The following is a 26,569-nucleotide window of genomic DNA, read 5'->3' on the forward strand; positions in this document are numbered from 1 at the left end:
TTTGCCTATTGGCAAGATGGAGTTTACACTCCCTTTTCTTTGTCCCATATTCTCATATGAAGTCTGTCACTAAAATTGTACCCTTTTAGTTTGCAAAACTCTATAAGAGGTTCACTGTTAGATTCTACTTCAAGCTTGCTTCCACCAAGTGGCATACAATAAACCTTTGTTTTTGGTGCATGCAAAAGTATACTAGTTATCTCTTCTTGTAAATCTCTGTTAATCGATGATGCACCAATACTGAACTTAAAAAAAGACTCTTTAGCATTTGAAGTAATAGAACTTATAACATCACCTCTTATACGCTTAGATAAAGGCTCGTTTGAGTTAGACAATTTGACAGACAAAGCAAAGATACACTCTTTATATACTGGATACTTAAGAAAATCTACATGTAGAGATCCGTTTGTCTCAAAAGTAACTCTATGACCCGCTACATGTAGAGCATTTAAAAACTCAATAAAAATAGGCTCATTTGCATATATCAGTGGTTCTCCGCCAGTTAAAACAACATCTACATGTGGAGGCAGTTTGTACTCATCTAAAACATTTAAAAGCTCATTTGATTTATTGATTGGTATCCAATTTTTAGAGAAGTGTTCTCTGTTAACTGCATAAATAGTGTCACAGCCAAGAAGTTTTGTGCCATCTGAGAGAGTCTCTTCGCAGGCAAAACCTTCACATTTCATATTGCAGCCGCCAAAGCGAAAGAACAATGAAGGAGTCCCAGTGTAGCGACCTTCACCCTGAATGGAGTAAAAGTGTTCAACTAGGTATATCATCATCCGCCTGTTTCGTAAAAAGCACGGGATGAACTCTCACCATCTTCACCACCCCAACGATTTTTTTCAGGTTTTGTTCTTACAACTTCTCTTAAAACTTCTGCAGCAGCATTAATATCACCAGCTTTTATAGCTTTGCCAATACTCAGTGCCTCATCAAAATATAGACATGGGATAAGATTACCCTCAGCAGTAAGACGAATACGGTTGCACTTTTTACAAAAATCATCTGCATAAGGCTCTATAATACCAAATCTGTACCCATCTTTCATTGTGTAGTAATGTGAAGGCGACGAGCCGTCAAAACCATCATCTGTAAACTCGTAATGCTCTCTTAATCGCTCTAAAAGTTCATCTGATTTAAGTCCGCTTATATCTTTAGAAGCATGTTGGTTCTCCATATACTCTATAAAGCGTATAGACATGTCGCGCTCTTTACAATACTCTAGTACATCTACAATTTCATCAGCATTCATGTTCTTCATGGGAACCATATTTACTTTGACTTTAAGACCGACTCTTCTTGCCTCTTCAACACCAGCTAGAACATTTTTCAAAACATCTTTTGCCGCAATTCTGTGTGCAGTCTCTGGCTTTAAAGTGTCTATACTGACATTTATACGTCTCAATCCTGCATCTTTTAGTCTCTGTGCAGCACCTTTTAGTAAAAATGCGTTAGTTGTCATAGCTAAATCAATACTCGGTTCATAGTCGTAAATCATCTTAATAAACTTGTCTAAATCTTCTCGCAGAAGTGGTTCCCCGCCTGTTATGCGGATTTTTTTAACACCCTCATCTATTGCTATTTTCATAAACAAAAACAGTTCTTCAAAACTAAGTAGGTTCTCTTTTGGAACCCAAGAGAATGGTTTTTCCGGCATACAGTACTGACATCTAAAGTTACAACGCTCTGTTACGGAGACTCTTAGGTAGTCAACTACCCTGTCATAGCTATCAATTAACATAATTATCTTCTTCTTTATTTAGCTAATATCTCAGCTTTTAGTTTTGTAAATTCATCTTCACTCAATATTCCATCAACTTTTAGCTGATAAGCTTTTTTTACTTCGTCCATTTTAGATGAAGTCGTAAGAGTCTCTATCTGCACCTTTTGTACAGCTGGCTTTGGTGCAAGTGGAGCAGATACTATAGGCGTACTCTCTTGTTTTTCATCAGGAGTTACTAACTCTGTTATTATATTGTCAAGCTCAATAGCTCTTGAACCTGAGAGCCCTGTTTTTGCTATCTCTTTTAAGGCTACACCCTTCTCAGCTTGGACAAAAGAGAAGTTGTTGTTTTGTACATCGTTAATAACTCTAAGGTAGTAGCTCTCACCCTCTTTAAAGTCCATCTGCAACTTTCTCTCTTCAATGCCATCTTTTGTTACAGAGATTGATATTTTTTCAGGTTTTAGATTGAAAACCTGATATTCACCTTCAAATATTTTACTCTCAACTCTTTTATTGTTAATGCGGATTTTATAACTTCCCATATTGCCGTTCTCACCTGTACTGACAAATTGTGGAACATAAACATAAACAAGTGAAGCACCTTGAAGAGGTTCTTGTTTTGCAAACGCCACTTTAGAGCTACAAGCCGTGAATACCAGCAGTATAAGAAGTATGGTTGATTTTAAAAGTAAGTTTTTCATATTGTTAAGCCTTTGGTTTATAAGTGGTGTATTATACACAAAAAGCTTAAATTTCATATATTACGAAGTAGATTATAAAAAATATTTGCAGAGTGTGATTTGGGAAGTAAAAATAAGTATTTCCAAGCAAAAGCTTGGAAATTAAGTTTGTCTAGAAACTTTTTAAGTTAGATAACTATTAAAAGCTGTAACGAGCCCAAAGACGAACTCTTGTATCTGAATCACTACCAGTAGTAACCAATAAATGGTCCCCACCAGATGCCATAGTTGTTGATTTTTGATCCCAGTCACGCACTATTAATGCAGCAAAGTATTGAACTCCACCAGCTTTAAGTTTGTACATTAAGTCAAACTCATTATAATCACATTCTGTACCAGTTACAGGATCTGGATTAATAGACTCAAGGTTTTCCTTGCCAGCAGAAGTCATACCATATTGAGCGATAATTGTACCCATATCACCAAGACTATAAGCAGCTTTTACAACTACAGTGTCTGCATCTTTAGCGATGTTAAGTTGATTATATACCATTTGAGAATAAAGTGGAGATTTTACACCTGTACCAGCATTTGTAATTGCTACTGTTCCATCATTAACTGAAGTATATAATGCTGTTAGCGTTAATGCGTCCATTGGCTTAATTGATGCCTTTACACCAAATGCTGTTGTATCTTTTGCAGCATGACCTAATACAGCGTCAAGACCAGCATTTGTATCTAAAGATATAGAACCGCCTTGAAGACCTACTTTAAGACCCATTGGTAAATCTTTACCACCTATTGCAACATCACCCCAAAGAATGCTAGCACTACCAAATCCTGTTGTACCTGCTATATCTCGAATATTACCTAAGTCATAATAAGATGCTGTAATAGTAGTATTTGGAAGTGATTTATTTTGAGCAGTCAATAAATAAATATTACCATGGTATCTAAGTCCACTATTTTCTGAACCTACACGAGAGCCTACATTTAAATTACTAAAAGCTGTAGTACCAAATGGTGCAACTGCATTACTTTCACCAACAGATGAAGCAACTAAAGTTGTGTTTGGTAAATCAGTATTTACAACTAATACTGCATCAAAACTATTTTTAAATACATTCCAACCCTCTGTATATGCAAAAGGAGAAAGTGATTTTGGAAGTTGTTGACGACCAACTTTTACAGTTGTATTACCAATCTTTTTAGTAATATTCATCTGAGATAAAGCAATCTCATCAGCTATAGTACTATTAGCACTTCTAGTAGTAACTCCTTGTCTATCAGTACCAGTATTTTTATCTAAACTTGCAGTACCCTTGTATTGAATCTCAGAACCAAAAGTAAAGTTATTTCCAAGGTCAGCATCTAAGCCTAACTGAACACCAAATTGAATTTCTGAATTTGGAATTCCAGCTGCTCCTGGAACACCAGGACTTTGTGCATCAGTATGACCAAATAAATCACCACTAGTACCATTGTCTGAGTGTGTCTCATAGTAAAGAACTGCTTGACCAGTTGTTACGATATCTATTCCCTTATCTGCAGCTACTGCTGAAGTTACCAATAATGACGCTGCCGCCAAAGATACTAAAGTTTTTTTCATGTATTTCTCCTGTTTTGTTTAAATATCACTCATTATAGATTAATTGAGAAGTGATAGCGAAATGACCCTCTCTAAGTCACTTTGCTATCACTTCTCAAACACGATAACTAATTTTACTTCACATATCTTACATTAGTTTTTTTAATTTTAGTTTAAATTATACGATTTTGTTTGCATTTTGTTTACTTTTTTCATTAAATGTATAAATTAAGGATTATTTTATTTATTAGATTTGATTTGTTATAAAATCAGATAATATTTGTTATAATTATAATATGAAATTCAGAACACTTAAAAGACAAAAAAAAGTTAAAAAAACTGCTGTGAAGTATATGTATGCTTCTTACACACATAGAGTAAAAGCATTTATTACAGATATGTTTATGATATATGCTCCAATTTTATATTTGATTGCCTATGTTTTTATGGATGGTAAAGATGATTTTCAGTCATCACAACTTGCCCCTTTTATTGGTGTATCAATTTATGGTCTAATATATGCGATTCTATTAAGTAAGTTTGGACAGACTCCGGGGAAGAAAGCTTACGAAATAAAAGTAGTTGATGATAAAAAGGGTGAGTTAATTAGTTTTTTTAGAGCTGTTTGCAGATTTATAGCTTTTTTGTTTACCGCATCAACACTTTTAGGACTTTTTCTTCCTTTTTACAGAAAAGACAAAAAAAGTCTACATGATTTAATTTGTGGAACCATTGTTGTAATAGAGAAAAAAGACTAACTACTTAATTAAATGCAGACTCCCCATTAAAAATATGGGGAGAAACGAAATCTACCTACTTTAAGCTTACCTAAACTATATTTGGAACTACGGGAAAGATAGTCTTATAAAACCAGTTATATATTAATTGTTTAAATAGCTTGAGGATGTAAAAGTGTTTTAAGTGATTTATAAAGTGTTGAAGTAAACAAGTCTGCCTCAAGAGAGGCAAGCTTCAGTGACCACAGCGGTCAAAGCGGAGTAAAAGAGATTACTCTCTTTTACGGGAATAACTAATGTAACTCTTTCCAAACCGATCTTTTCCAAAGATAAGCAAAGATAGCAAAGATTAAGATGTACCACATTACATTTTGACCAACTGATTCTCTCTCAGCTCTTTTAGTATCACCAGCATCTTTAAGATGCTCAATAACTTTCTCAGCAGAATCAGCTGTAACACCAACTCTTGGCATTGCAGTACCAGCTAAGTGGTTTTGAGGATTTTCAATAAAAGTGCTTACATAGTGCTCACCGCGAGAACGGATATACATACTTAAATCTGGAGGTAATTTACCCATATATTTAGTAAGAGAATCTTGGTATTCTAACACTTGAATGTCAAATGCCAAAGAATCCTTTTTATGTTTGAACGTAGGTTTTGTACCAATTTGAGTCCAATTTTCATAAGAAAGCGCATGACATCTACCACAAGCATTTTCATATGCAACTTTAGGAGTCAATTCATCTTTACTAACAGCAATCGACTGTAAATATGCAACCATATCTGCAACTTCTTGGTCAAGGTCTCCACCAGCACCAAAGAAAGGAACCATTGGGTGCATTTGACCTTTATTTGCGTCAAATTTATGCTCAACTTTTAGAGCATGTGCAGGATTTTTAATTAAGTCAGTTAAAAATTTAACATCATAAACAGCACCTGCATTACTTAAGTCAGGTGGGTTCACACCATAACTAGCAGCAGCAGTAACCGCATCCATTGGAGCAGGCATACCATCTTTAGAAATTGAGTGACAACCTGTACAAGCGGCCGCTCCAGTTACTAATGCTTTTCCATTAGCAGCGTTACCAGTTTTAGTAACACTTGGTAAATCAGCGTAAGCAAAATTTTCACTATCTACTTGCTTATGCATTACATGGTGAGCATAAGGCTCAACCAAATAATAAGTTACAAGTGAGAAGAAAACAACTACTGCTAATATTAAAGGTTCTTTATTTTTCATTTGTTTCGCTCCCTATACTTTTTTTTCACGTGCTGTAATAAATGGAAGTGCAATCCACATTACAATAAACAGTAGTGCTGCAACTAAACCAATAGTGCTAAAAATACCTTCTGGAGGTAATTTACCCATAGCAGTTAAAACTATCATAACTATCAGCATCATCCAGAACCAATATTTAAATGCTCCACGACGAGATGCTGGAACTGAGTTTGGACTTCTGTCTAACCATGGTAATAACATAAAGATTACTTGTGCAAAACCGAATGCTACTAGACCTATATCAATAGAGAATGGACGAAGAATCTCATAAGACCACAAGAAATACCACTCAGGATAGATGTGTGCCGGAGTCTTAAGACCATCAGCAGGGTCAAAGTTTACAGGATCCATTGCAAAGCCATAGTTGTAAAAAGTTAGATAGAAAAAGAATACTAAGTAAACTCCTACAACCATCATATCTTTAGACATAAAGTCATTTGCAAATCTCATAACTTTAGAACCAGCTTTGTCACCATCTAAATATTTTTTAGCTTCAGCATCAAAATCAATCTCATCACCATCTTGGTTATTAACATGTGGAATACGAAGAGCAGCAAAGTGAAGCCCAATTAGTCCAATAATAGCCAATGGAATAAGAACCACATGTAGCATAAAGAAACGAGTTAAGAATGCTTGAGCAGGAATATAATCCCCACGGATCCACTCAACTAAACCATCAGCATGTAACGAACCACCTGAGAAAAGGTTAGTAATAACCATACCAGCCCAGTAAGACATTTGTCCCCATGGTAACATATAACCAGAGAAAGCTTCTGCTGAGAATGCAACAAAAAGAAGCATACCAGAAATCCAAATCATCTCACGACCTTTTTTATAAGAGCCGTAATAAATACCTGTAAACATGTGAATATAGATAACCAAGAAAACTACAGATGCCGCAACACCATGTACATGTCTCCATAACCAACCAAAATCTACATCTCTCATAATTGTATAGTTTACACTATAAAATGCTGTATCAACATTTGGTTGATAATACATTAATAAGAATATGCCTGAAACTAAAAGTATTGCAAATGTGATTGCTAGAATCATACCCATTGCCCACAAGAAGTTAATGTTTTTAGGAATCCAATACTCAGATCCCATTACCTTTTCTACTTTTTCAATTGCTAATCGTTGGTTTAACCAATCTTTAACACTTGTCGCTTTTGTAAAATGTGCCATTTATGTCCTTTCCTTAAAGTGTTATGCCAGTTTCTTTCATTTTTGTGTATTCAGGTCCAGCTTCACCTAAAACCAACATGTTTCCATCTATTTTAAATGGAGGTATATCAAAACCGCGTGGAGGTGGAACTTTTGTTACTTCGCCAGACCAATCAAACTGACCACCGTGACAAGCACATGCAAAACCTTCCTCTGCAGCATTATATGCAGGTATACAACCTAAGTGCGTACATAAACCAATAGCTATCATATAATGTGATCCAGAAATAACAATGTCACGAGCTTTTTGACTTTCAGTTGCTTTTGCAACCATTGCTTCAGTCTTTTTCATAACAAAAATAGGCTTCCCTCTCCACTTCTCTGTTACTAACACGTTCTCTTCATATATTGACATATCAAGAGTTGTAAATCCAGCTGCTTTAACACTTGGAAGCGGATCCCAAGTTTTTTTCATTGCAACTAATGAACCTATTGCACCAACACCTGCAACGGCGCCAAATGCTTTGCCCATAAAACCTCTACGGCTACTATTATGCATATTTGCTCTCTTTCTTGTAATTTTTAAAGACTGATTATATACTAAAATAGTTTTAAGTAATTATAAATTTAAGTTTTCTTTTATAAATTTTACCATTTTGTTACTATTTTGTCTCATTTTAGAATATTTATGCTCATATATGGATTTAATGGCATTTGAAAGGCATTTTTTATCATAATTTTTAACTATTGGTATATTTAATTCTTCAAAAAGTTCTAAAAAGTCTGTGGTGTAATCATCTCTTTGAATATATATAGGTCTCCCGCCTGAAGCAAGGTTTTCTAAAACTGCCTGTGGGGATGCTGTTATTAAAACTTCTGAATTCATAATAACTTCATCATAATCTTCAAACTCGTGGTGGGTTGGAAATTGTTCTTTTAGCATATCTTCATAATCAAAAAAGTAGTAAAAACCCAATAGTAAATCTGGATTAAGTCCATCAATCATATTAATGTTTTTCTCTAAATCTTTTTCATAATCATCATCTCCAAAAAAATAGGACAATTTAATAGTTTTTTCTTTTTCGGATGCTCCCTCTGCATAGAACTTTTCATCTACTGCATAAGCATTACAGATATTTACTCCATCTAAATATGGAGATATTAAAAACTCATTTTGCTCTTTTTTATCATCTTTATTATCACTAACACGAATAAAAGTGGAGAAATACTTTCTCATATCTTCAAGCATTATAGGGTTTGCTTCTTCAGAATCAAAGATTATCTTAGAGCCGTTATGTGCAATGTTTGGAATATTTCTAATAACATCAATCCCTACACTATTTTTGACACCAAAATGTTTAGCCTCATTTGCAATACGAAAATCAGAACATAAAAGTGTAATCTCAATATCACCTAGTGAACGGATAATTGTGCATGCTCTTCTAAATCTGTCAAGACCTATGCGGTGCCCTGTGTGTACGTAGTAATAGACATTCATCTTTTTTACCTTATTTTTTTCTGCCTGCTATTTTTATATATATATGGAGTATCTCTATAGCAGCTGGTGTTATTCCACTTATCATTGATGCAGATTGAAGAGTTGGAGGATTAAAAGTCTCTAATTTTTCAATAATCTCTGTTGACAATCCACTAACAATTCTAAAATCAAAGTTTTCAGGGATTTTGATTTTAAGATATTTTTTCATCTTTTGGATCTCTTCACTCTGCTTTATAATATAACGATAATATTTTCCCTCTACTAAAATCTCTTCTTTAATATAGTCATCATATTTATCCAATTCTGGAAGTAGTTTTACCATTTTTGAACATCAAAAGTTTTTCTAGCAACCAACTGTTGAGCTGTAATAGTATCTTTAATCTTTTCTTCACCAATAGACTCTAAAAATTCTATAAACTCTTTATTTGGAGTGTATTTTGTTTCATTAAGAAGTTGTGCACCATCTTGAATTTGCTGATGTTTTAGTTTTACTTTTTCATATACCTCATCACTAAGCAAACCAATTTCATGTCCATATCTGCTAAGTCTTGTGTCTGCAGACTCTTCACGAAGAAGAAGTCTATACTCTGCACGAGATGTAAACATACGGTAGGGCTCTTTAGTCCCTTTTGTTACCAAATCGTCTATCAAAACGCCAATATATGCTTCATCTCTACGTAAAACAAGTGGCTCTTTTCCCTGAATGCTTAGAGTTGCATTTATACCTGCCATCAAACCTTGAGCTGCTGCCTCTTCATAACCTGTTGTTCCGTTTATCTGTCCAGCTAGATATAGACCTTTAATTTTTTTAGTCTCAAGGGAGTGTTTTAACTCTCTTGGATCAACAAAATCATACTCTATCGCATACCCGTAACGAACAATCTTCGCATTCTCCATTCCAACAACTGAGTGAATCATCTGCTGTTGAACCTCTGGCGGTAAAGATGTACTCATACCATTTATATAGCACTCTGTATTCTCCATAGTTTGCGGCTCAATAAAGAGGTGATGTCTATCTTTATCACGAAATCTATTCACCTTATCTTCTATACTTGGGCAATATCTTGGTCCTGTTCCCTCGATTTGACCGGTAAAGAGTGGTGCTCTGTAAAAATTTGACTCAATAATATTATGAGTATCTTCATTTGTATAAGCTATAAAACATGGAATTTGCTTCTTAGTTTTTCTAAACTCTTCGCGGTTTGTTCTAAAACTAAACGGATTTGGAACTTCATCTCCGCCTTGCTCATCCATAACGGAAAAGTCTATTGTCGAGCTATCAATTCTGGCACATGTACCAGTTTTCAATCTACCCATTTGCAGTCCACATTTTTTCAGTGAGTCACTAAGACCTACGCTCGTCTGTTCACCAAAACGACCACCCTCTTGTTTAATCTCACCAATATGAATAACACCTTTTAAAAATGTTCCACTTGTTATGATTACCCTTTTGGCTCTATAGTCGTTTAAGAGGTTTGTTTTAACACCTTTGACCTCTTCATCTTCTACTATAATTGATTCAACCATCTCTTGGACTAAATCAAGATTTGGAGTAGTTAAAACTTTATTTCTTGCAATAACTCGGTACTTATCCATATCTATTTGAGCACGAGAACCACGAACTGCAGGACCCTTTGTCTCATTTAAAATGCGAAACTGAATACCCGCTTCGTCTGTAATAAGTCCCATTTCACCGCCAAGAGCATCTAACTCACGAACTAGATGACCCTTCGCTAAACCACCAACGGCAGGGTTACAACTTGTAGCACCAACATTTTCGGCAAGCATAGAAATCATTAAGGTCTTACTGCCCATTCTGGCACACGATAGAGCCGCTTCAACACCGGCATGACCGCCGCCAATAATTATTACATCATAAATCATATATTATTCCATATTATCTTTAGCCGAATTTTATCATTTTTGAGTATCATTTGCATAATATATATTCAATTAGTTAGGGTTTTTAATAAATTATGATAAACAAAGCACATGAAGCCTATAATAAAGGCGATTTTACGACTGCTTTTGAGCTGTACTCAATATTAGCAGAAGATGGCAATGCAGATGCTCAAACATCTCTAGCTTACATGTACCAAAATGCTCAAGGGTGTGAAAAAAACGATAAAAAAGTACTTGAGCTTTATGAAAAAGCGGCTGAGGCAAAACAACCTTATGCCCTTTTCAATTTAGCTATCCTTTATATGAATGGTCTTAGCGGAGTTGAACACGACCAATTCAAAGCGCACGACCTTCATATGGAGGCTGCGACAAGAGAAGTTCCACCCGCTATGTATGAAGTTGCTCTAATGCTTGAGCGCGGACTAGGATGTGCTCAAAACTACTCCGAGGCTGCTTTTTGGTATGAAGAGGGAGCTAAAAGAGGACATCTCGAGTCTTTCAATAATCTTGGTGTTCTTTACAAAGAGGGACATGGTGTTAGTCTAGATGAAGCAAGATGTTTTATCTGTTTTTCTAAAGCCGCTGAGGGTGGCCTAGCTGAGAGTCTTTACAACCTTGGTCAACTCTACGACCAAGGTTTTGGGTGTGAGCAAGACCATGACAAAGCACTTGATTTATGTAGAAAAGCTGCCTATAAAGGTCATGTTAAAGCCAAAGAGATTATCAAAGGCTTACAAGAAGAGGGTAAGATAGTCTTCTAGATATAACACTGAAGCTTGCCTCTTTGAGGCAGAAATAAAAGGATATAACATTTTTACTGGATTAATAAGAGAAATTGCGAATGTTAAAAGTTTAGTCGGAAGTACCCTTACAATTAGAGCAAAGCATAAAGCTAAAATTGGTGATTCTATTGCTATTAACGGAGCATGTTTAACGGTTATAAAGGTCTTAAATGATGGCTTTAGCGTAGAACTATCTCCTGAGAGTCAAAAACTTTTAGCTATGGAGAACTACAAAAATGAAGTTCATATAGAACCTGCTATGATGATGGGTGACAGATTTGAAGGTCATATTGTTCAAGGACATGTAGATTGTATTGGTACTATTAAAGAGATAAAAAATAACGGAAACTCTTTTGATGTTTTTATACATGTAGATAAAAAATATATAGCTTTTGTTATTCCTAAAGGTTCTATTACTATAGATGGAGTCAGTCTGACTGTTAACGATGTGATGAGTGATAGCTTTAGACTCACTATAATTCCCCACACGATGAAAGAGACACTATTTAGAAACTATAAAAAGGGCTCACATGTTAATGTTGAAACAGACATGTTTGCTAGATATGTTTCGCATATAATTGCTCATCAAAGTAAAGCCGCTTCACTCTCTTGGGACGATGTTGACTCAATAAGTGCAAGATATTAAAAATGGCAGATAAAGCCGTTGCCTTAGAATATGATAAAAAGAGCGGCTCAGCTCCAAAAGTCATAGCTTCCGGAAAAGGGACAATTGCTAAAAACATTATCGCCAAGGCAAAAGAGTTTGATATTCCAATATTTGCAAATGAGGCACTTGTAAACTCTTTAGTTGATTTAGAGATTGACAAAGAGATTCCAAGTGAGCTTTACCAGGCAATAGCAGATGTTTTCATCTGGCTTATGAAAAATGAGAAAAACTTTAAAATTGGAAAATAAAAACAAAGTCCTAAAAGACATATTTGGCCACAATAGTTTTAGAGAGCTTCAAGAAGATGGCATTGATGCTATTTTAGAAAATCGTGATCTGCTTATGATACTTCCGACTGGTGGTGGAAAATCACTTGTTTACCAACTTCCAACACTTATAAAAGATGGTATCAGCATCGTTATATCCCCTCTTATCGCACTTATGCAAGACCAAGTAGCTTCACTAAAAGCACAAGGAATCAGTGCAGATATGATCTCATCTGCTCAAAGTCAAGAAGATATAGACAATATTGTCTACTCTGCTAAGATGGGTCAACTGAAATTTTTATATCTTTCTCCAGAGAGATTAAACACGCAGTGGACACTAAATCTACTTAACCAACTAAAGATAAACTTTTTTGTAGTAGATGAAGCGCACTGTATTTCCCAATGGGGACATGAGTTTCGTGATGATTACAGAGCTTTGGGAAGGTTGAAATCTAATTTTCCAAACTCCAATATTTGTGCATTTACTGCAACTTCTACAAATCATGTGACACAAGACATCATAAGAGAACTGCGACTTGAGAATCCACTTCTACTTAAAGGTAAAGTCTTTCGCAAAAACCTCTACATATCTTCAGAGAGACGCATTACGAATGGTCAAGCACAACTAAAGAACTTTCTCAAGCGTCATGAAAATGAGAGTGGAATAATTTATGTGAGTTCAAGAAAAAAGGCAGAGGAGTTAAGTTCAAATCTAAATATAGCTGGCTATAAGACATTAGCTTATCACGCTGGACTTCCTCAACATATTCGTGAAAACAACTTTAAAATATTTGTTAATGACAAAGTAAATATAATGGTAGCAACTATTGCTTTTGGAATGGGGATTGACAAAAGTGATATTCGCTTTGTTGCTCACATGTCTCTGCCAAAAACACAAGAAAACTACTACCAAGAGATAGGTCGTGCTGGACGGGATGGTGAAGATAGCGAAGTTTTACTACTTTTTAACTCTTCTGATATGATAATGCAAAAACAATTTTTAAAAGACATCCCAGACCAAAACTATGCAAATCATCTAGATGCAAAAATAGATAGCATTTATAAATATGCGACAAGTGAGATATGTTTTCACAAACAACTTGCTGAGTATTTTGAAGACACACTTGATGAATGTGGCAATAGATGTGACAACTGCTCAAACTCAGATGATTTAAGAGAAGATATTACAAAAGAGGCTCAGATGGTATTGAGCACAATTTATAAAACTGGACAAAATTTCGGAAAAAACTACATCATAGATATACTTCGTGGTTCAACAGAGCAAAAGCTTTTAAGCAATGGTGCAGACAAACTATCTGTCTACAATATAGGTTCTAATCTTAGCAAGAAAGAGTGGTTTGTAATTATAGAGCGTTTAATGGAGATGAAGATTTTGAGCCTTGGTGAGTTTAGTTCTTTAAAACTTACAAATGATGCCATAGCGATACTAAAATCGCAAAAAACAGTTGATATAAAATCTTCAAGACTTCAGGTAAAAGGTCAAGACAAAAAAGTTAGACAAAATGACAAGTTTGATTATGATAAAGAGTTATTTGAAGAACTTCGCACTAAACGAAGCGAAATGGCATCCAAAATGGGAGTTCCAGCTTACCTTATTTTTGGAGACAAGACTCTCAAACATCTTGCAAATGACAAACCTTTTGATAAGGTCACCATGCTTGAAGTTAATGGTGTTGGCGAGAAAAAGTTTGAGCAGTTTGGAGAAGAATTTTTAAATGTTATTAACTCTTAATCTCTGAGAGACTTAACATCTGGATTGCACGATATCTTATGCTTCATATCTACATGTAGAAATTCTTTTAGCTCACTCATTGAGGCAACGGTAGCATCACGAAAACCTTCACCGCTATTTATATAAATGTTAAAACTATTCTCATAAAGGGCAAGTCTTGTAGCAAGCGCCATTGAGTAGGTTGTCAAAATTCCATCTTTTTTCATAGTGTTTTTAATATCGCTAAAGTACTCTTTTGTCCAAAGAGTTGGATTCTTACTTGGTGAAAAAGCATCCTGATATACTATGTCGAATTTGTCTTTAAAGTTTCTGATATACTCTCTTGCATCACCAACGAACAGTTCTACATGTAGAGTTTCATCTTGATACGCTCCTGTTTCACAAAGTTTTAAAACAATATGTTTAAACTCATCAAACTCTTTTGGGTAAGTGAAGTTTTTCAAAGATTTTATGAGTGCAGAATCTAACTCTGGAGAGTAAATATTTAGCTTACATGTAAGAGAGTTTTTTTTATGATAATAGATGGTCGCCAATGTATTAAAACCCAAACCAAAACAAATATCTAATATATTTATCTCTTTTAGGTGTTGCTTTATCTTAAATGCCGGATGAACATGTTTAACCAAAGACTCATGAAGTGCTCCATCTTTTGTGGAGTGATAATGCTCATCATACTCTTTTGAATAAGCAGTGTAACTGCCGTCATCACTTAAAGTCATTTGATGAAGTTCGGTGTTAAATGACATAGAATCTACTCACTATAATCCATTACCCCACATGTGCATTTTTTTAGCCATGACTAAATCATAACCGTCAACACCCTGCATCATCTCTTCAAAAATTTCACTTATATCATCTTGAGCAGTGGCAACTTGTAAATAATGATTATCTGCCAGAGGAATAAATAGTTCTATAGACTGTTTCAATATGCTAAATCATGAAGCTCTTTAAATAGATACGCTTCAACTATATCATCTATACTTCTCCCAGTATGAGCAACTAGAACCATCATATTTTTCTCCATAAATGGCCACACATGCTCATTGTCATTAATAACGACTGCACACTCACTAAGATTTTCAAATGCATTATTATCAATGTTGTGGCTTACCTCTACAAGCTCACCCTCTTCTATAAGTAGTTGAGCCCATATTTTTGCATCCTCTATTTTAGTGAGGGATGCCTCTTGGACATCATCGCTATCCATCGGAAGTAAAATATACATTGCTTACTCTACTTTTGACAAATCTAGTGCTAAAGTATCATTATCCATAATGCCGATATCTTTACTTAATACAGCAGAAGCAATACTTTTTGCATCTTCTAGTGAATGCATTTTATATGTTCCACACTGGTATAGATTAAGCTCTGGTATATCATTTTGGCTCTTTACATTTAAGACATCTTCCATAGCAGCTTTCCAAGCTTCTGCCACAACTTTTTCATCAGGAGCACCTAAAAGTGACATATAAAAACCTGTTCTACATCCCATAGGAGAGAGGTCAATAATCTCCACTTTTTCGCTGTTTAAATGCTCTCTCATAAAACCAGCAAAAAGATGCTCTAGTGTATGTATCCCTTCAGGTGAAAGAATCTCTTCATTTGGCTTAACAAATCTTAAATCAAATACTGTAACGTCATCTCCACTAGGAGTCTTCATCCCCTTTGCACGGCGAACTGCAGGTGCTGGCATAATTGTATGGTCAACTGTAAAACTGTCTAATAATGGCATATTATTTCCTTATTTAAATTAGGTGATTGTATCGTTTTTTATCTAATTAAAGATAACAAATATACAAACTAAAAATAGCTTTACATACATTCAGTGTACATTATCACAATTTGATTATTATATTGTATTTACATTTGTTATAACTTTATGCTAAAGTTACACAATTAAACTAAAAGGGAAAATTAAGGTGAAAAATATATCTATTAAAATACAGGTATTACTACTAACATCAGTATCTCTTATTATATTAGCGATAATCACAACTTACATATCGAGCACAATGAGCAAAGAGGCTCTGATGAAAAATAGTTATAATCAACTAACGACAGCTAGGGATATGAAAAAAAGCTTTATAGAGTCATTTTTCAGTGAACTTATAAGTGATGTGGATGTGCTATCACATGCACAAAATGTTGAAAGCCTTATTAATGACCTAATATATGTACATAAAGAGCTAAAAGTACAAGCAACTGACAATTATCCTGTTACTAATCCACTGGCTGTAGATAAAACACTTCCGCATGATAATTTTTTTCAAAATTACATGAAAGCTTATAAGTTAGCTGATATATATATTGTATGCTCTAAACATGGACATGTAATGTACACAGCATCAAAACGCTCTGATTATGGACAAAATATTACTGTTGGTCCCCTTAATAAAAGTGGTTTAGCCCAAGCATATAGAAATGCACTTAAAAATGATCGACCTACTTTTTTTGACATGCAACCTTATGAACCAAGCAACAATGAGCCCTCGATGTTTCTTGCAACACCTGTTAAGCTTAATGGTGTGACAAAATCAGTTTTAGTATTTCAGATTAATGATAAAACTATAACTAATGTAATGAAATATAGAACTGGTTATGGGGATTCACAAGAGGATTATCTGGTTGGTCCTGATAAGCTAATGAGAAGTGACAGCTTTATTGACCCTGAAAACCACTCAATAAAAGCTTCTTTTTCTAATCCGCAAAAAGGTTCTATTGACACAGAAGCGTCAAAAGAGGCTCTTTCTGGCAAAACTGACACTAAAAAAGTAATCGGCTATACAGGGAATAGTGTTCTTAGTTCATTTACTAGTATTAAAGTAGGAGAGGATTTTTTATGGGCTATACTTTCTGATATAAATTATGATGAAATTAATATTGTTCCAAACTCTATCAGAAACAGTATTATTATTGCTTCTATTTTTGCACTATTGGTAATTATTGTCATTTCGATACTTATGGTTAACATTTCTATAGTTAGCCCAATAAATAAGTTTAAAAATACTCTACTCAACATTGGTGAGAATAATGACTTAACCATAAAAGTGGATGAAAATGCTCCTAAGGAAATCTCTCAAATAGCACATAGTTTCAATAAACTTATGAATGAACTTAGAAATCTGATTGAGACCTCCAAACTAAGTTCGTCTGAAAATTCTTCAATCTCTAACGAACTATCCACTACAGCAATGGGAGTTGGCAAAAATGTTGAAAAATCTGTAGCAGTTGTTGATGAAGCTACTAGAACAGCAGAAAATATCAGTACTGAAATCACACAAGCAATTGCTGATGCTATAGAGAGTAAAAAAGATATCTTACAGGCAAATGAAACTCTAACTGACGCAAGAAATGATGTAGTGTCTCTTACAAGCAGTATACAACATAGTGCTGAACTCGAAGTTGAACTTGCACACAGGATGACAACTCTCACCACTGATGCAAATGAAGTAAAAACTATTCTTGAAATTATTTCAGATATTGCAGACCAGACAAATCTTTTAGCACTTAATGCGGCAATAGAAGCGGCAAGAGCTGGCGAGCATGGTCGTGGTTTCGCGGTAGTAGCAGATGAAGTAAGAAAACTAGCTGAGAGAACACAAAAAACCCTAACAGAGATCAATGCAACTATAAATGTAATAGTTCAATCTATATCAGATGTCAGTGGTCAAATGAGCAATAATTCCGAGGAGATTCAAGCACTTGCAAGTACAGCAACAGATGTTGAAGAAAAAATAAATCTATCTGTTAGTATTGTTGATGCAGCTGTAAAAGCAAGTGATGAAACTGTAAAAGATTTTGAGAGTACAGGAAAAAGTGTTAAAGTAATAGTTACTAAAATTACACAAATTAATGAGTTGTCTTCTGAGAATGCTCGTAATGTTGAGGAGATTGCAGCTTCAGCTGACCAGCTAAACTCAATGACTGACGAACTGCACTCTAAGCTTGAAACTTTCCGCACCTAGTAAAATTGTCCTTATTGGCGCCTCCACTGGAGGTCCAGGACAAATAGAAAAAATCATCAAGTCATTACCCCAACTGAGTGATATAAGCATAATTATTGCACAGCACATGATTGATGTTTTTTTACCTAGCTTTGCAAAAAGACTAAAAAACATTAGTGTCAATCCGGTATCTATGGTAACTGATGGTCTTAATCTTGATACAAATCATATATATATTTCAAATGGATTAACGTCCATCGCTGAAAAAAGCTCACAACTGTATTTCAATATACAAGTATCTGACGAGCACCAATACAATCCAGATATCAATACTCTCTTTAACTCTTTAGTTCCCTTTAGCAATAACATAGTAATGCTTAGCGTTATCCTTACTGGGATAGGCGATGATGGCATTAATGGGTGCAAGCAACTCTCTATTAATGGAGTAAGGTGTATTACTGAAAGTGAGAAGAGCGCGATAGTTGATGGCATGCCATTTCGAGCAAGAGAAGATGTTCCAAATATTGAAGTATCTGATATAAATGAAATTATTAACAGTATAAAGGAGTTTTGTAATTAATGTTTGGATTCTTAAAGAAAAACAAAACAGTAGAGGCAGTAGAGAAAATATTAAAAACTGAGGACTACAAAGATATTTTACCTGTTGCCGAGTATTTTAAAAATGAAACAGGTGTAACTTTTGATAGACAAACCAGTATACTACAAAGCAAAGTAACTACTTTTTGCAAACAAAGGGAGATTTATTCATTTATCGAACTTTTAAATACAATAGAGCATAATAAAAATATTAAACAAGAGCTAATTGATTATCTTACAACTAATGAAACATATTTTTACAGAGAATTTAAACAAATTGCAGAACTTGTTGATTTAGTTAAAAAAGCAGACTCTAAAGTAGATATCTTATGTGCGCCATCTTCTACTGGAGAGGAATCTTACTCTATTGCAATTGCTCTGCTTGAAGCAGGTGTTCCTTCTTATCATTTTCATATTACAGGTATTGATATAAACTCAGACGCACTTACTAAAGCAAACAAATCTATTTACAGAGAAAGAAATGTACGAAATCTACCATCAGGTGTTATTGAAAAGTACTTCACAAAGCATGGTGATGAATATATATTAAATGACAGCTTAAAATCACTTGTCAACTTTAAACTTGCAAATATATTTGATTCTTCTTTCAAGCAAATTGGTAAATTTGACTTTATATTTTCAAGAAATATGCTTATCTATTTTGACAATGGAACAAGGTTAAAAGCTAAAGAAATTTTAGAGAGTATGAGAAAAGATGATAAATATAAAGTTTTTTTTGGACATGCTGATTTGTTTTAATAAAATTTGGGATTATGAAATAAGGTTTTAGATTTTATGTAGATTGTGCCTGAGAAGCAAAAAGGGCTAGACTATAAGTCTGCCATTTGCTCATCTGGTACAAGATGTGCGAAAGCTAAAAAGTCTTTAAACTCTAGCTTCTTCACGTCTTTGTAGATATGCCCATTGAGCATCTACACGCTCTTGCCACTCTTTGATTAAGTACTTGTACTCATCTTTAAATAAGTGTTTAAAACGACCTTGTGCAGCTAAATACTCTTCAACTGGCACAACATTCTTAGGTCTATATGTAATATTCCACTCTTTTCCATCAATAACTTCATAAAGTGGGAATACTAATGAATCAGTTGCTAAATCAGTCATCATCATTGTATCTTTAGGATCAAATCTCCACTCAGTAGTACAAGCAGAAACAGCATTAATAAACACTGCACCTTCAGTTGCAAAACCTCTTTGGATTTTTTTAACCATGTCTTTCCATTTGTTTGGAGAAACTTGTGCAGCATATGGAATGTTATGAGCTGCCATAATACCCATAATGTCTTTCTTATTCTTTGTCTCACCATAAGAAATAGAACCAGCAGGTGAAGTTGTACAACTTGAACCAATTGGAGTAGAACTTGAACGTTGTCCACCTGTATTTGCATATACTTCATTATCTAAAGTAACATACATCATGTCATGATTTCTTTCCATACAACCTGAAAGCCATTGTAAACCAATGTCATAAGTTGCACCATCACCAGCAAATGCAACAAACTTAGGTGTACGTTCTGGTTGCTTCAGGCGACCTTTTGTTTTAAGTGCTTGGTACATTGACTCTGCACCCGCAACTGCTGTTGAAGCATTTTCGAAACCAATGTGAATCCAAGAAGCATCCCAAGATGTATATGGATAAACTGCCGTACAAACTTCAAGACAACCAGTCGAAGCAGATAATACTAAATCATCATTAGTTGCATTTAAAACTTCACGAACGATGATAGAGTGAGAACAACCAGGGCATAGAAGGTTTGCACCCTCAAAACGATCTGCTGATGTTGAGAACTCTTTTAAGTTTTTAATTTTTTTAATTTCACTCATTGTAACTTCCTATAAATAAGATAGTTTCGGTCCACGAACACCGATAAACTGTTGTAATTGAGTAGTTATTTTACCAGCATCAGCATTTGCTTGAAGCTCATTGAAAAGATCTACTAAGTGTGCCTTAGTTAAGTCACGACCACCAAGACCATAAATATAGCCAGAAAGTAAAACTTTTGAATCTGTGTTAAATAATGAACCAGCAATTTCGTTAAACATAGCTCCTGCTGCACCACCTGGAGATGAACGATCTAATACACCAACCGCTTTTATATCTTTAAGTGCATCAGCCACTGCCATAAATGGGAATGGACGAACAACACGAAGACCAACAACACCAGCTTTGATACCTTTAGCTCTCATCTCAGTTGCAACTTCACGAGCTGTTTCAACTGATGTACCCATACAAAATACTGCAACATCTGCATCATCCATATCGTAACACTCAACAGGATTATATTTACGACCTGTTAGTTTTTCAAACTCTGCAAAAGCATCATCAATTTTTGGTGGAACATTAAGCATAAGGTCTCTGTGTTGACGAGCTTTATGCTCATAATGCCAATCTTCTTCTGTTTGAACACCATGAGTTGCAGGATGTTCAAAATCCAACATGTCATTCATTGGCTTATAGTCACCAACAAATTTATATGCTACATCATCACTCAATGTATTTACACCTTGAGCTGTATGAGAAGTCATAAATCCATCTTGATTTACAATTGCTGGAAGTCTTACATCATGATCTTCAGAAACTTTAAAAGCAATAAGGTTTAAATCATAAACATCTTGTGGACAAAATGCATCAAACTGAATCCAACCGCTATCACGACAAAGATACATATCAGAGTGATCACCATTAACATTCAGTGGTGAAGCCAAAGTACGGTTTACAAGGTTTAAAACGATTGGTAAACGCATTCCTGATGCTTGGTAAAGAACCTCAACCATAAGTGCTAGACCTTGAGAAGATGTAGCAGTTGCAACACGACCACCAGCCGCTGCTGCACCAACACATGCGCTCATTGCCGCATGCTCAGACTCAACCATTACATATTCGCCCTCAACATAGTTGTCAGATTTGAATTTTGCATAACCTTCAACTATTGGAGTTGATGGTGTAATTGGGTATGCAGCAACAACATCAACTTGTGCTTGTCTTAAAGCTTGTGCTGCGGCAAAGTTACCATCCCATACTTCAGTCTCATTTAATTCCATTTTATCAAATGCCATTATGCTTGCTCCTCATCTTTTTTAGGCCATGAAGCTAGTTCTGCCTCATCATCTGCTTGTTCAGGGAACATTAGAAGTGATTTTGGGTTTGTAGGGCAAACCTCAACACATATTCCACAACCTTTACAGTGATCCATATCTACACCAATCATCTTTTTGTCTCTTGAAATAATTGACATATCTGGACAAAAAATCCAACAAAATTGACAATCAATACAGTAATCTTTATTGAATACTGGCTTAACTAGTCTCCAATCTGCAACACTTGCTTTAAAAGAGTTGTTTTCTGAATATGCGCGATCCTCTTGTACTGTTCCTGCAACATCGTCGATTTTGCCATCAAAACTACGGAGTATTGCTCCGATTTCAAGTTCATCCCATCCTTTATGTTCCATCATCTACTCCTTATTTCACTTCATCATAAGCACGCTGAATTGCAAGCATATTCGCGTCAATGATTTTTTGTGGTAATTTTTTAAGAACTCTTTTCATGCTCTCTTTAAAAAATTCTATATCATACATTCCAGAAATTTTCATAAATGCACCAAGCATTGGTGTATTTGGAATAGGACGACCAATAGTTTCATTAGCAATAGTAATACAGTCAACCGTATGAACCTCTTTACCAGTAAGCTTTGGTTGCTTTTCTATTAACTCTTCAGCAGTTAAATGCGTAGTTACAATATATTTTGTAGTATCTTTGCCATTTAATGTAATATCACCAGTAAGAGCCAATGCAGGATCGATTACAAATACATAATCTGGTTTCATATATTTTTCATGATTCATAATAACTTTATCATCAACACGATTGTAAGCTGTCATTGAAGCTCCACGTTTTGCAGATCCGTAAAATGCAAATGCCTGCACATGCTTACCAGTTGTAGAAATAACATCTGCTAAACCTTTAGCTCCTGTTACGGCGCCTTGTCCAGCACGACTATGCCATCTAATTTCTAGCATATAATCTCCTTCTATTTATTATAAGAACAAGCTGTTCTAATTTACTTAATATTCTAGACAAGTTGCTCTTAAAAATAGCTTGAAACTATGCACTTTATAACTAACTTAATAAAGTGTGTTATATTTTCCTATTAAGAAGATATTTAACTGCTTCTAGGGCATCATTAAATATAACATTTGTATATTTATTTAAACAATCTAGCTCTCCATATCCGCATAATAGGCCTATGGAGTTTACTTTTGCGTTTTTGGCTGATATTAAATCTAACTTAGTATCTCCTATCATCCATATCTCTTTATTATTAGTATCTAGTTTTTCCAAAGCTTTTAATATAGGCTCTTCATGCGGTTTTGGATTCTCAACATCTTCCCTGCCAATTAAAACTTCAAAATACTGCATTAATTCAAAGTGCTCCATTAAAATTCTAGAGTATTCTCCTGTTTTCGTCGTAACAATACCTAGAACCGCAAATTCACTAGCCTTAATTACTGCCTCTCTTGCATTCTCTAAAAGCTCTGTCCTTAGTGTAGAAATCTCTCGATAGTATTCTTTATATGTTGATACATAGTCCCAAACAACATCTCTGTGAACACCTAGCTCTTCATACATTACATCAAGTGGATATCCTATAAGCGCTTTAATCTCTTCATCCTCTGGATTGGGATATTTATGAACATTAAAAGAGTGGTGAAAAGTCTCCAAAATCGCCTCTGTTGAGTCAATAAGTGTTCCATCTAAATCAAATAGTATAATCATAGTCTAATTTTTCTCCCAGTTTATATAATCATGCCAAATTCCGCTAGGGCTTGGAGTTACATTTTTTATATTTTTATTTATTGCTGTAATTGAGTTTGGAATATACAAAAAGAGATATGGATTTTCATCTGTTATTGTTTTAAACATCTCTTTCCACATAACCGACAACTTATCTCTGTCTATAATACTTTGAGATTTTTCTATCATTTCGTCTATCTTTTGATTGGAATATCCAACCAGGTTGAAGCCACCTTTTTTATCACTGTCACTGTGCCAAAACATGTATGGGTCTGGAGTAGGTGAGAGTCCCCAACCAAGAAGAACAGTATCAAATTCATGAGGAAAAACAACCATATTTAAAAATGCCTGCCACTCCATAACTCTTAAGTTCACAATAACACCAGCACTTTTAAGCTGATGCTGAATTATCTGTGCTGCATAAGGTCTTATAGCACTTGAGTTTGACGTAACAATCTCGAAAGTAAATGGATTGTTCTCATCATATCCAGCCTCACTCAGGAGTTGCTTAGCTTTTTTAATATTTTGTGTTGGAGCTTTTACATCTTTGTTGAAAGCTTTAGTTCCTGGTAGAAACGGGCCAGTACAGACTTTTGCATGATTAAAAAATAAAATTTTTACTATCTCATCTCTGTTGATTGACAGGGAAATCGCTTCTCTTACTTTAGGATTTTTAAACTTTTCTAGTCTTAAATTAAAACCAAGATATGTGTATGACCTTGAAATTTGCTCATATGTGTCAAACTTATTAAAAAAACCTTCACTTAACTGTCTTTCAAACTGCATAGGTTCTATACTCCCAACATCTAAAGCAGATGATTTCAACATTAAAAAACGTGTCATCGGGTCTGCTATGACGTGAAAAGAGATTTTGTCTATTTTTGCACGACCTTCAAAATAATCATCAAATGCTGCTAAAATGATATTTTTAGAGTGTTCGAGTTGGTAGAGTTTATAAGCACCTGTTCCAATTGGGTTTGTGTTAAAAGATGAATTCATCAGATTTTCTTCATCTTTTAGTACATGCTCTGGTAATATTCCCATCATCCAAGTCTCCAAAGCCTTAAAATATGGCTCTTTATACTTTACTTTTACAGTCAACTCATCAAGTGCCTCAACACTCTTTACAAATCTGAAATTTGCACTGTATGGTGAGCTTATTTTTGATGAGACAAGCACATCATAAGTGAAAACAACATCTTTTGCAGTGAAAATCTCCCCATCATGCCACTTAACATTCTTATGAAGCTTGAATATAAGGGTTGTATTGTCCTCGTAGTAAAACTCTTTTGCCAAATCACCTATAATTGTGGATGAATCTTTGTCATATTTTATAAGCCCGTTAAATAAAAAACCTGTTATCTCTGATGAGCTTGAGTCTGTTGCCAAGATAGGGTTTAATCGTGCCGGATTTGTTGAAGTTGCAAGGTTGAGTGTTGATGAAAAAAGGTTTATGGATAAAAACAGCAGTATTATGTAGTGCAAAATTACTCTTTTTTTAAAGAGATTATACCAAAGTTACTTAGAGTTGTTAGTTAATGAAAAGTTTATGAAGAGGTTTTAACAGCGCAAAAAGCGCTGATAAAAAGTTTTTGTATAGATTAACGCTTAGAGAACTGACGAGAACGACGAGCTTTACGCTTACCTGGCTTCTTACGTTCAACAACACGTGAATCACGAGTCATCATGCCTTCTGGCTTAAGAATCGTTTTTAATGCTGGATCAAATGTAACTAATGCACGAGAAATACCGTGACGAAGTGCATCTGCTTGACCACCAAAACCACCACCCATTGTGCTAGCTACGATATCAACTGAAGTATCTTGTTTTGTTAAAGCAAGTGGTTGCTTAACACGAAGTTTCTTAGCTTCTAATCCACCTAACCATGCGTCTAACGAAAGACCGTTGATTGTTATGTTACCTGTACCTGGTGTTAACCATACTTTTGCTATTGAAGCTTTACGACGACCTGTTGCGTATATTTTTGCCATATGTCAATCCTTACTTAGCAAGTTGTGCAGTGTGAGGATGTTCAGCACCTGCATAAATTTTTAATTTTTTAATCATTTTAGCACCAAGCTTAGTTTTAGGAAGCATACCACGAACAGCTAATTTATATAGCTTCTCTGGGTTTTTTTCTAAAAGCTCAGTCATTTTAACACTTTTAGTACTACCGAAGTAACCTGAGTGAGAAAAATACTCTTTATTAGCAATTTTACCTAGACCGTTAAATTTTGCTTTAGAAGCATTTACGATAACTACATAGTCACCACAGTCAATGTTTGGAGTCCAACATACTTTGTTCTTGCCACGAAGTATAGTAGCTACTTCAGTAAGCATACGACCAAAAGTTTTACCCTCAGCGTCGATCAAAATCCATTTTTGATCAATTTGTTCAGAAGTTGCAATTTTTGTAAATTTCATTCTTGAACCCTTATCTTAGATTTTAACAAACAGATAACCTGCTTGTTTTAGTGGCGAAAGTATATCTGCATAAACTTACAAGAAGCTTAATTTTTGGTTTATTTAAGGTTTGGGAGAGTGATTGATTTTTTAATTGTAAAAAAGGTTTATAAACATCATTATACCAAAGCCAAACAAGATAATTGATGATACTAAACTAATCCAATGCGACACTCTTTGCGATATTTTATGTCTGCTTCTATGTACCAAATAAGGCATAAGAGTTATCCATAAAAGTATTGCACTAAGCATACCAAAGAGTGTAATAAACGGATTTAGTTCTTTACCAGCTATGTAGCCAGAAACACTAAACCAAAACCCTACAGTGTATGGGTTTACAGATGTTAATATATACCCTTTTAGGTACAGTTTCATACTACTTTTCTTTGCGACCTGCTGTATTGGTATATCAATTTTTGTATCTCTATTTTTATATATGGTGTAGGCTAAATATATTAAAAAAACTCCTCCAAAAAGAGACAAACCATTCAAAATTTCTGGTTGATTCACATAAATCATTAATCCAAACATAATTAAAAATAGATACGTTATGTCAGAGCTCATCGCCCCAAGCCCTATAATGACACCATTTTTGTATCTCTTAACAGACTCATTCATAATAAGAATATTTATAGGCCCCAATGGAACTGCAGCACCTAAGCCTAGTAAAAAACCTTCCATATATGATAAAACCATTTAG

The 26,569-nt window shown here is 34.8% G+C and carries 29 protein-coding genes and 1 pseudogene; 8 read left to right on the forward strand and 22 right to left on the reverse strand.

Annotated features, from left to right (window positions below):
• Window positions 1–23 precede the first annotated feature (23 nt).
• The 4 genes from HUE87_RS11410 to HUE87_RS11425 form a co-directional block, all read right to left on the reverse strand.
• The gene (locus HUE87_RS11410) at window positions 24–785 is read right to left on the reverse strand and encodes a 7-carboxy-7-deazaguanine synthase QueE (RefSeq protein WP_229855142.1); all 762 of its coding nucleotides are present in this window, start codon (window positions 783–785) and stop codon (window positions 24–26) included.
• Entirely contained in the window at window positions 782–1,747 is a 966-nt protein-coding gene (gene moaA / locus HUE87_RS11415) for a GTP 3',8-cyclase MoaA (RefSeq protein ID WP_194366514.1), read from the reverse strand. Before moaA ends, HUE87_RS11410 begins: the two co-directional genes overlap by 4 nt.
• A 14-nt stretch (window positions 1,748–1,761) precedes the next feature.
• The gene (locus HUE87_RS11420; protein ID WP_194366515.1) at window positions 1,762–2,433 is read right to left on the reverse strand and encodes a hypothetical protein; all 672 of its coding nucleotides are present in this window, start codon (window positions 2,431–2,433) and stop codon (window positions 1,762–1,764) included.
• Window positions 2,434–2,611: 178 nt separating this feature from the next.
• The gene (locus HUE87_RS11425; protein WP_194366516.1) at window positions 2,612–4,021 is read right to left on the reverse strand and encodes a hypothetical protein; all 1,410 of its coding nucleotides are present in this window, start codon (window positions 4,019–4,021) and stop codon (window positions 2,612–2,614) included.
• Window positions 4,022–4,296: 275 nt separating this feature from the next.
• Here HUE87_RS11425 and HUE87_RS11430 point away from each other — a divergent pair, with 275 nt between their 5' ends.
• Window positions 4,297–4,758, forward strand: a complete 462-nt coding sequence (locus HUE87_RS11430) for an RDD family protein (RefSeq protein WP_194366517.1) — start codon at window positions 4,297–4,299, stop codon at window positions 4,756–4,758.
• A gap of 272 nt (window positions 4,759–5,030) precedes the next feature.
• On the opposite strand, the gene HUE87_RS11435 is transcribed toward HUE87_RS11430, so the two are convergent.
• The 5 genes and pseudogenes from HUE87_RS11435 to mnmG form a co-directional block, all read right to left on the reverse strand.
• The gene (locus tag HUE87_RS11435; RefSeq protein WP_194366518.1) at window positions 5,031–5,978 is read right to left on the reverse strand and encodes a c-type cytochrome; all 948 of its coding nucleotides are present in this window, start codon (window positions 5,976–5,978) and stop codon (window positions 5,031–5,033) included.
• Between the two features lie 12 nt (window positions 5,979–5,990).
• Window positions 5,991–7,205: a cytochrome b gene (locus tag HUE87_RS11440; RefSeq protein WP_194366519.1), complete on the reverse strand. Its 1,215-nt coding sequence runs from the start codon at window positions 7,203–7,205 to the stop codon at window positions 5,991–5,993.
• A gap of 13 nt (window positions 7,206–7,218) precedes the next feature.
• A complete protein-coding gene (petA, locus tag HUE87_RS11445) occupies window positions 7,219–7,743 on the reverse strand; it encodes a ubiquinol-cytochrome c reductase iron-sulfur subunit (protein ID WP_229855145.1) in 525 nt (174 codons plus the stop codon).
• A gap of 60 nt (window positions 7,744–7,803) precedes the next feature.
• Window positions 7,804–8,682 (reverse strand): hypothetical protein, encoded by an 879-nt coding sequence (locus HUE87_RS11450; protein WP_194366520.1) that lies wholly within the window; start codon window positions 8,680–8,682, stop codon window positions 7,804–7,806.
• A 10-nt stretch (window positions 8,683–8,692) separates the two neighbouring features.
• Window positions 8,693–10,566, reverse strand: a pseudogene (mnmG, locus tag HUE87_RS11455) (tRNA uridine-5-carboxymethylaminomethyl(34) synthesis enzyme MnmG).
• Window positions 10,567–10,658: 92 nt separating this feature from the next.
• On the opposite strand from mnmG, the gene HUE87_RS11460 reads away from it, so the two are divergent.
• The 4 genes from HUE87_RS11460 to recQ are packed head-to-tail and all read left to right on the forward strand — an operon-like array spanning window position 10,659 to window position 14,052.
• Window positions 10,659–11,345 carry a tetratricopeptide repeat protein gene (locus HUE87_RS11460; protein ID WP_194366521.1) on the forward strand — a complete coding sequence of 229 codons (687 nt, stop codon included), beginning with the start codon at window positions 10,659–10,661 and terminating at the stop codon, window positions 11,343–11,345.
• Between the two features lie 49 nt (window positions 11,346–11,394).
• Complete coding sequence (locus HUE87_RS11465; protein ID WP_194367963.1) at window positions 11,395–12,012, forward strand: riboflavin synthase; 618 nt, start codon at window positions 11,395–11,397, stop codon at window positions 12,010–12,012.
• A gap of 2 nt (window positions 12,013–12,014) precedes the next feature.
• The gene (locus HUE87_RS11470) at window positions 12,015–12,281 is read left to right on the forward strand and encodes an EscU/YscU/HrcU family type III secretion system export apparatus switch protein (RefSeq protein WP_194366522.1); all 267 of its coding nucleotides are present in this window, start codon (window positions 12,015–12,017) and stop codon (window positions 12,279–12,281) included.
• Window positions 12,271–14,052 carry a DNA helicase RecQ gene (gene recQ, locus HUE87_RS11475; protein WP_347401021.1) on the forward strand — a complete coding sequence of 594 codons (1,782 nt, stop codon included), beginning with the start codon at window positions 12,271–12,273 and terminating at the stop codon, window positions 14,050–14,052. Before HUE87_RS11470 ends, recQ begins: the two co-directional genes overlap by 11 nt.
• Here recQ and HUE87_RS11480 read toward each other — a convergent pair.
• Genes HUE87_RS11480 through luxS form a run of 4 tightly spaced genes read right to left on the reverse strand, consistent with a single transcriptional unit; the run spans window position 14,049 to window position 15,784 of the window.
• A complete protein-coding gene (locus HUE87_RS11480) occupies window positions 14,049–14,798 on the reverse strand; it encodes a tRNA (5-methylaminomethyl-2-thiouridine)(34)-methyltransferase MnmD (RefSeq protein ID WP_194366524.1) in 750 nt (249 codons plus the stop codon). The genes recQ and HUE87_RS11480 overlap by 4 nt on opposite strands.
• Before the next feature lie 12 nt (window positions 14,799–14,810).
• Complete coding sequence (locus tag HUE87_RS11485) at window positions 14,811–14,978, reverse strand: hypothetical protein (RefSeq protein ID WP_194366525.1); 168 nt, start codon at window positions 14,976–14,978, stop codon at window positions 14,811–14,813.
• Window positions 14,975–15,277 carry a hypothetical protein gene (locus HUE87_RS11490; RefSeq protein WP_194366526.1) on the reverse strand — a complete coding sequence of 101 codons (303 nt, stop codon included), beginning with the start codon at window positions 15,275–15,277 and terminating at the stop codon, window positions 14,975–14,977. The genes HUE87_RS11485 and HUE87_RS11490 overlap by 4 nt, the downstream gene beginning before the upstream one ends.
• A 3-nt stretch (window positions 15,278–15,280) precedes the next feature.
• Window positions 15,281–15,784, reverse strand: coding sequence for an S-ribosylhomocysteine lyase (gene luxS, locus HUE87_RS11495; RefSeq protein WP_194366527.1), 504 nt, complete (start codon window positions 15,782–15,784; stop codon window positions 15,281–15,283).
• 187 nt (window positions 15,785–15,971) lie between these two features.
• On the opposite strand from luxS, the gene HUE87_RS11500 reads away from it, so the two are divergent.
• From HUE87_RS11500 to HUE87_RS11510, 3 genes are read left to right on the forward strand one after another with little or no spacing between them, the layout of a single operon-like run.
• Window positions 15,972–18,017, forward strand: coding sequence for a methyl-accepting chemotaxis protein (locus HUE87_RS11500; RefSeq protein ID WP_229855146.1), 2,046 nt, complete (start codon window positions 15,972–15,974; stop codon window positions 18,015–18,017).
• On the forward strand, window positions 17,998–18,576 hold the full coding sequence (locus HUE87_RS11505) for a CheB methylesterase domain-containing protein (RefSeq protein WP_229855148.1): 579 nt from the start codon (window positions 17,998–18,000) through the stop codon (window positions 18,574–18,576). The genes HUE87_RS11500 and HUE87_RS11505 overlap by 20 nt, the downstream gene beginning before the upstream one ends.
• Window positions 18,576–19,352 carry a CheR family methyltransferase gene (locus HUE87_RS11510; protein ID WP_194366528.1) on the forward strand — a complete coding sequence of 259 codons (777 nt, stop codon included), beginning with the start codon at window positions 18,576–18,578 and terminating at the stop codon, window positions 19,350–19,352. The genes HUE87_RS11505 and HUE87_RS11510 overlap by 1 nt, the downstream gene beginning before the upstream one ends.
• A 126-nt stretch (window positions 19,353–19,478) precedes the next feature.
• Here the strand turns inward: HUE87_RS11510 and HUE87_RS11515 are convergent, their stop codons facing one another.
• From HUE87_RS11515 to HUE87_RS11555, 9 genes are all read right to left on the reverse strand, one after another.
• Window positions 19,479–20,435 (reverse strand): thiamine pyrophosphate-dependent enzyme, encoded by a 957-nt coding sequence (locus HUE87_RS11515; RefSeq protein WP_194366529.1) that lies wholly within the window; start codon window positions 20,433–20,435, stop codon window positions 19,479–19,481.
• Window positions 20,436–20,444: 9 nt separating this feature from the next.
• Complete coding sequence (locus HUE87_RS11520) at window positions 20,445–21,668, reverse strand: 2-oxoacid:ferredoxin oxidoreductase subunit alpha (protein ID WP_194366530.1); 1,224 nt, start codon at window positions 21,666–21,668, stop codon at window positions 20,445–20,447.
• Window positions 21,668–22,063 (reverse strand): 4Fe-4S dicluster-binding protein, encoded by a 396-nt coding sequence (locus HUE87_RS11525; protein ID WP_194366531.1) that lies wholly within the window; start codon window positions 22,061–22,063, stop codon window positions 21,668–21,670. Before HUE87_RS11525 ends, HUE87_RS11520 begins: the two co-directional genes overlap by 1 nt.
• A gap of 10 nt (window positions 22,064–22,073) precedes the next feature.
• Window positions 22,074–22,631 (reverse strand): pyruvate flavodoxin oxidoreductase subunit gamma, encoded by a 558-nt coding sequence (locus HUE87_RS11530; RefSeq protein ID WP_194366532.1) that lies wholly within the window; start codon window positions 22,629–22,631, stop codon window positions 22,074–22,076.
• Window positions 22,632–22,749: 118 nt separating this feature from the next.
• Window positions 22,750–23,388, reverse strand: a complete 639-nt coding sequence (locus HUE87_RS11535) for an HAD family hydrolase (RefSeq protein WP_194366533.1) — start codon at window positions 23,386–23,388, stop codon at window positions 22,750–22,752.
• Window positions 23,389–23,391: 3 nt separating this feature from the next.
• Window positions 23,392–24,891 (reverse strand): peptide-binding protein, encoded by a 1,500-nt coding sequence (locus tag HUE87_RS11540; protein WP_194366534.1) that lies wholly within the window; start codon window positions 24,889–24,891, stop codon window positions 23,392–23,394.
• 116 nt (window positions 24,892–25,007) lie between these two features.
• Window positions 25,008–25,397, reverse strand: a complete 390-nt coding sequence (gene rpsI, locus HUE87_RS11545) for a 30S ribosomal protein S9 (protein WP_194366535.1) — start codon at window positions 25,395–25,397, stop codon at window positions 25,008–25,010.
• Window positions 25,398–25,407: 10 nt separating this feature from the next.
• Entirely contained in the window at window positions 25,408–25,830 is a 423-nt protein-coding gene (gene rplM / locus HUE87_RS11550) for a 50S ribosomal protein L13 (protein WP_194366536.1), read from the reverse strand.
• Between the two features lie 129 nt (window positions 25,831–25,959).
• Window positions 25,960–26,565 (reverse strand): LysE family translocator, encoded by a 606-nt coding sequence (locus tag HUE87_RS11555; protein ID WP_194366537.1) that lies wholly within the window; start codon window positions 26,563–26,565, stop codon window positions 25,960–25,962.
• Window positions 26,566–26,569 lie beyond the last annotated feature (4 nt).

The sequence above is a fragment of the Candidatus Sulfurimonas marisnigri genome (assembly GCF_015265475.1).
Lineage (GTDB): Bacteria > Campylobacterota > Campylobacteria > Campylobacterales > Sulfurimonadaceae > Sulfurimonas > Sulfurimonas marisnigri.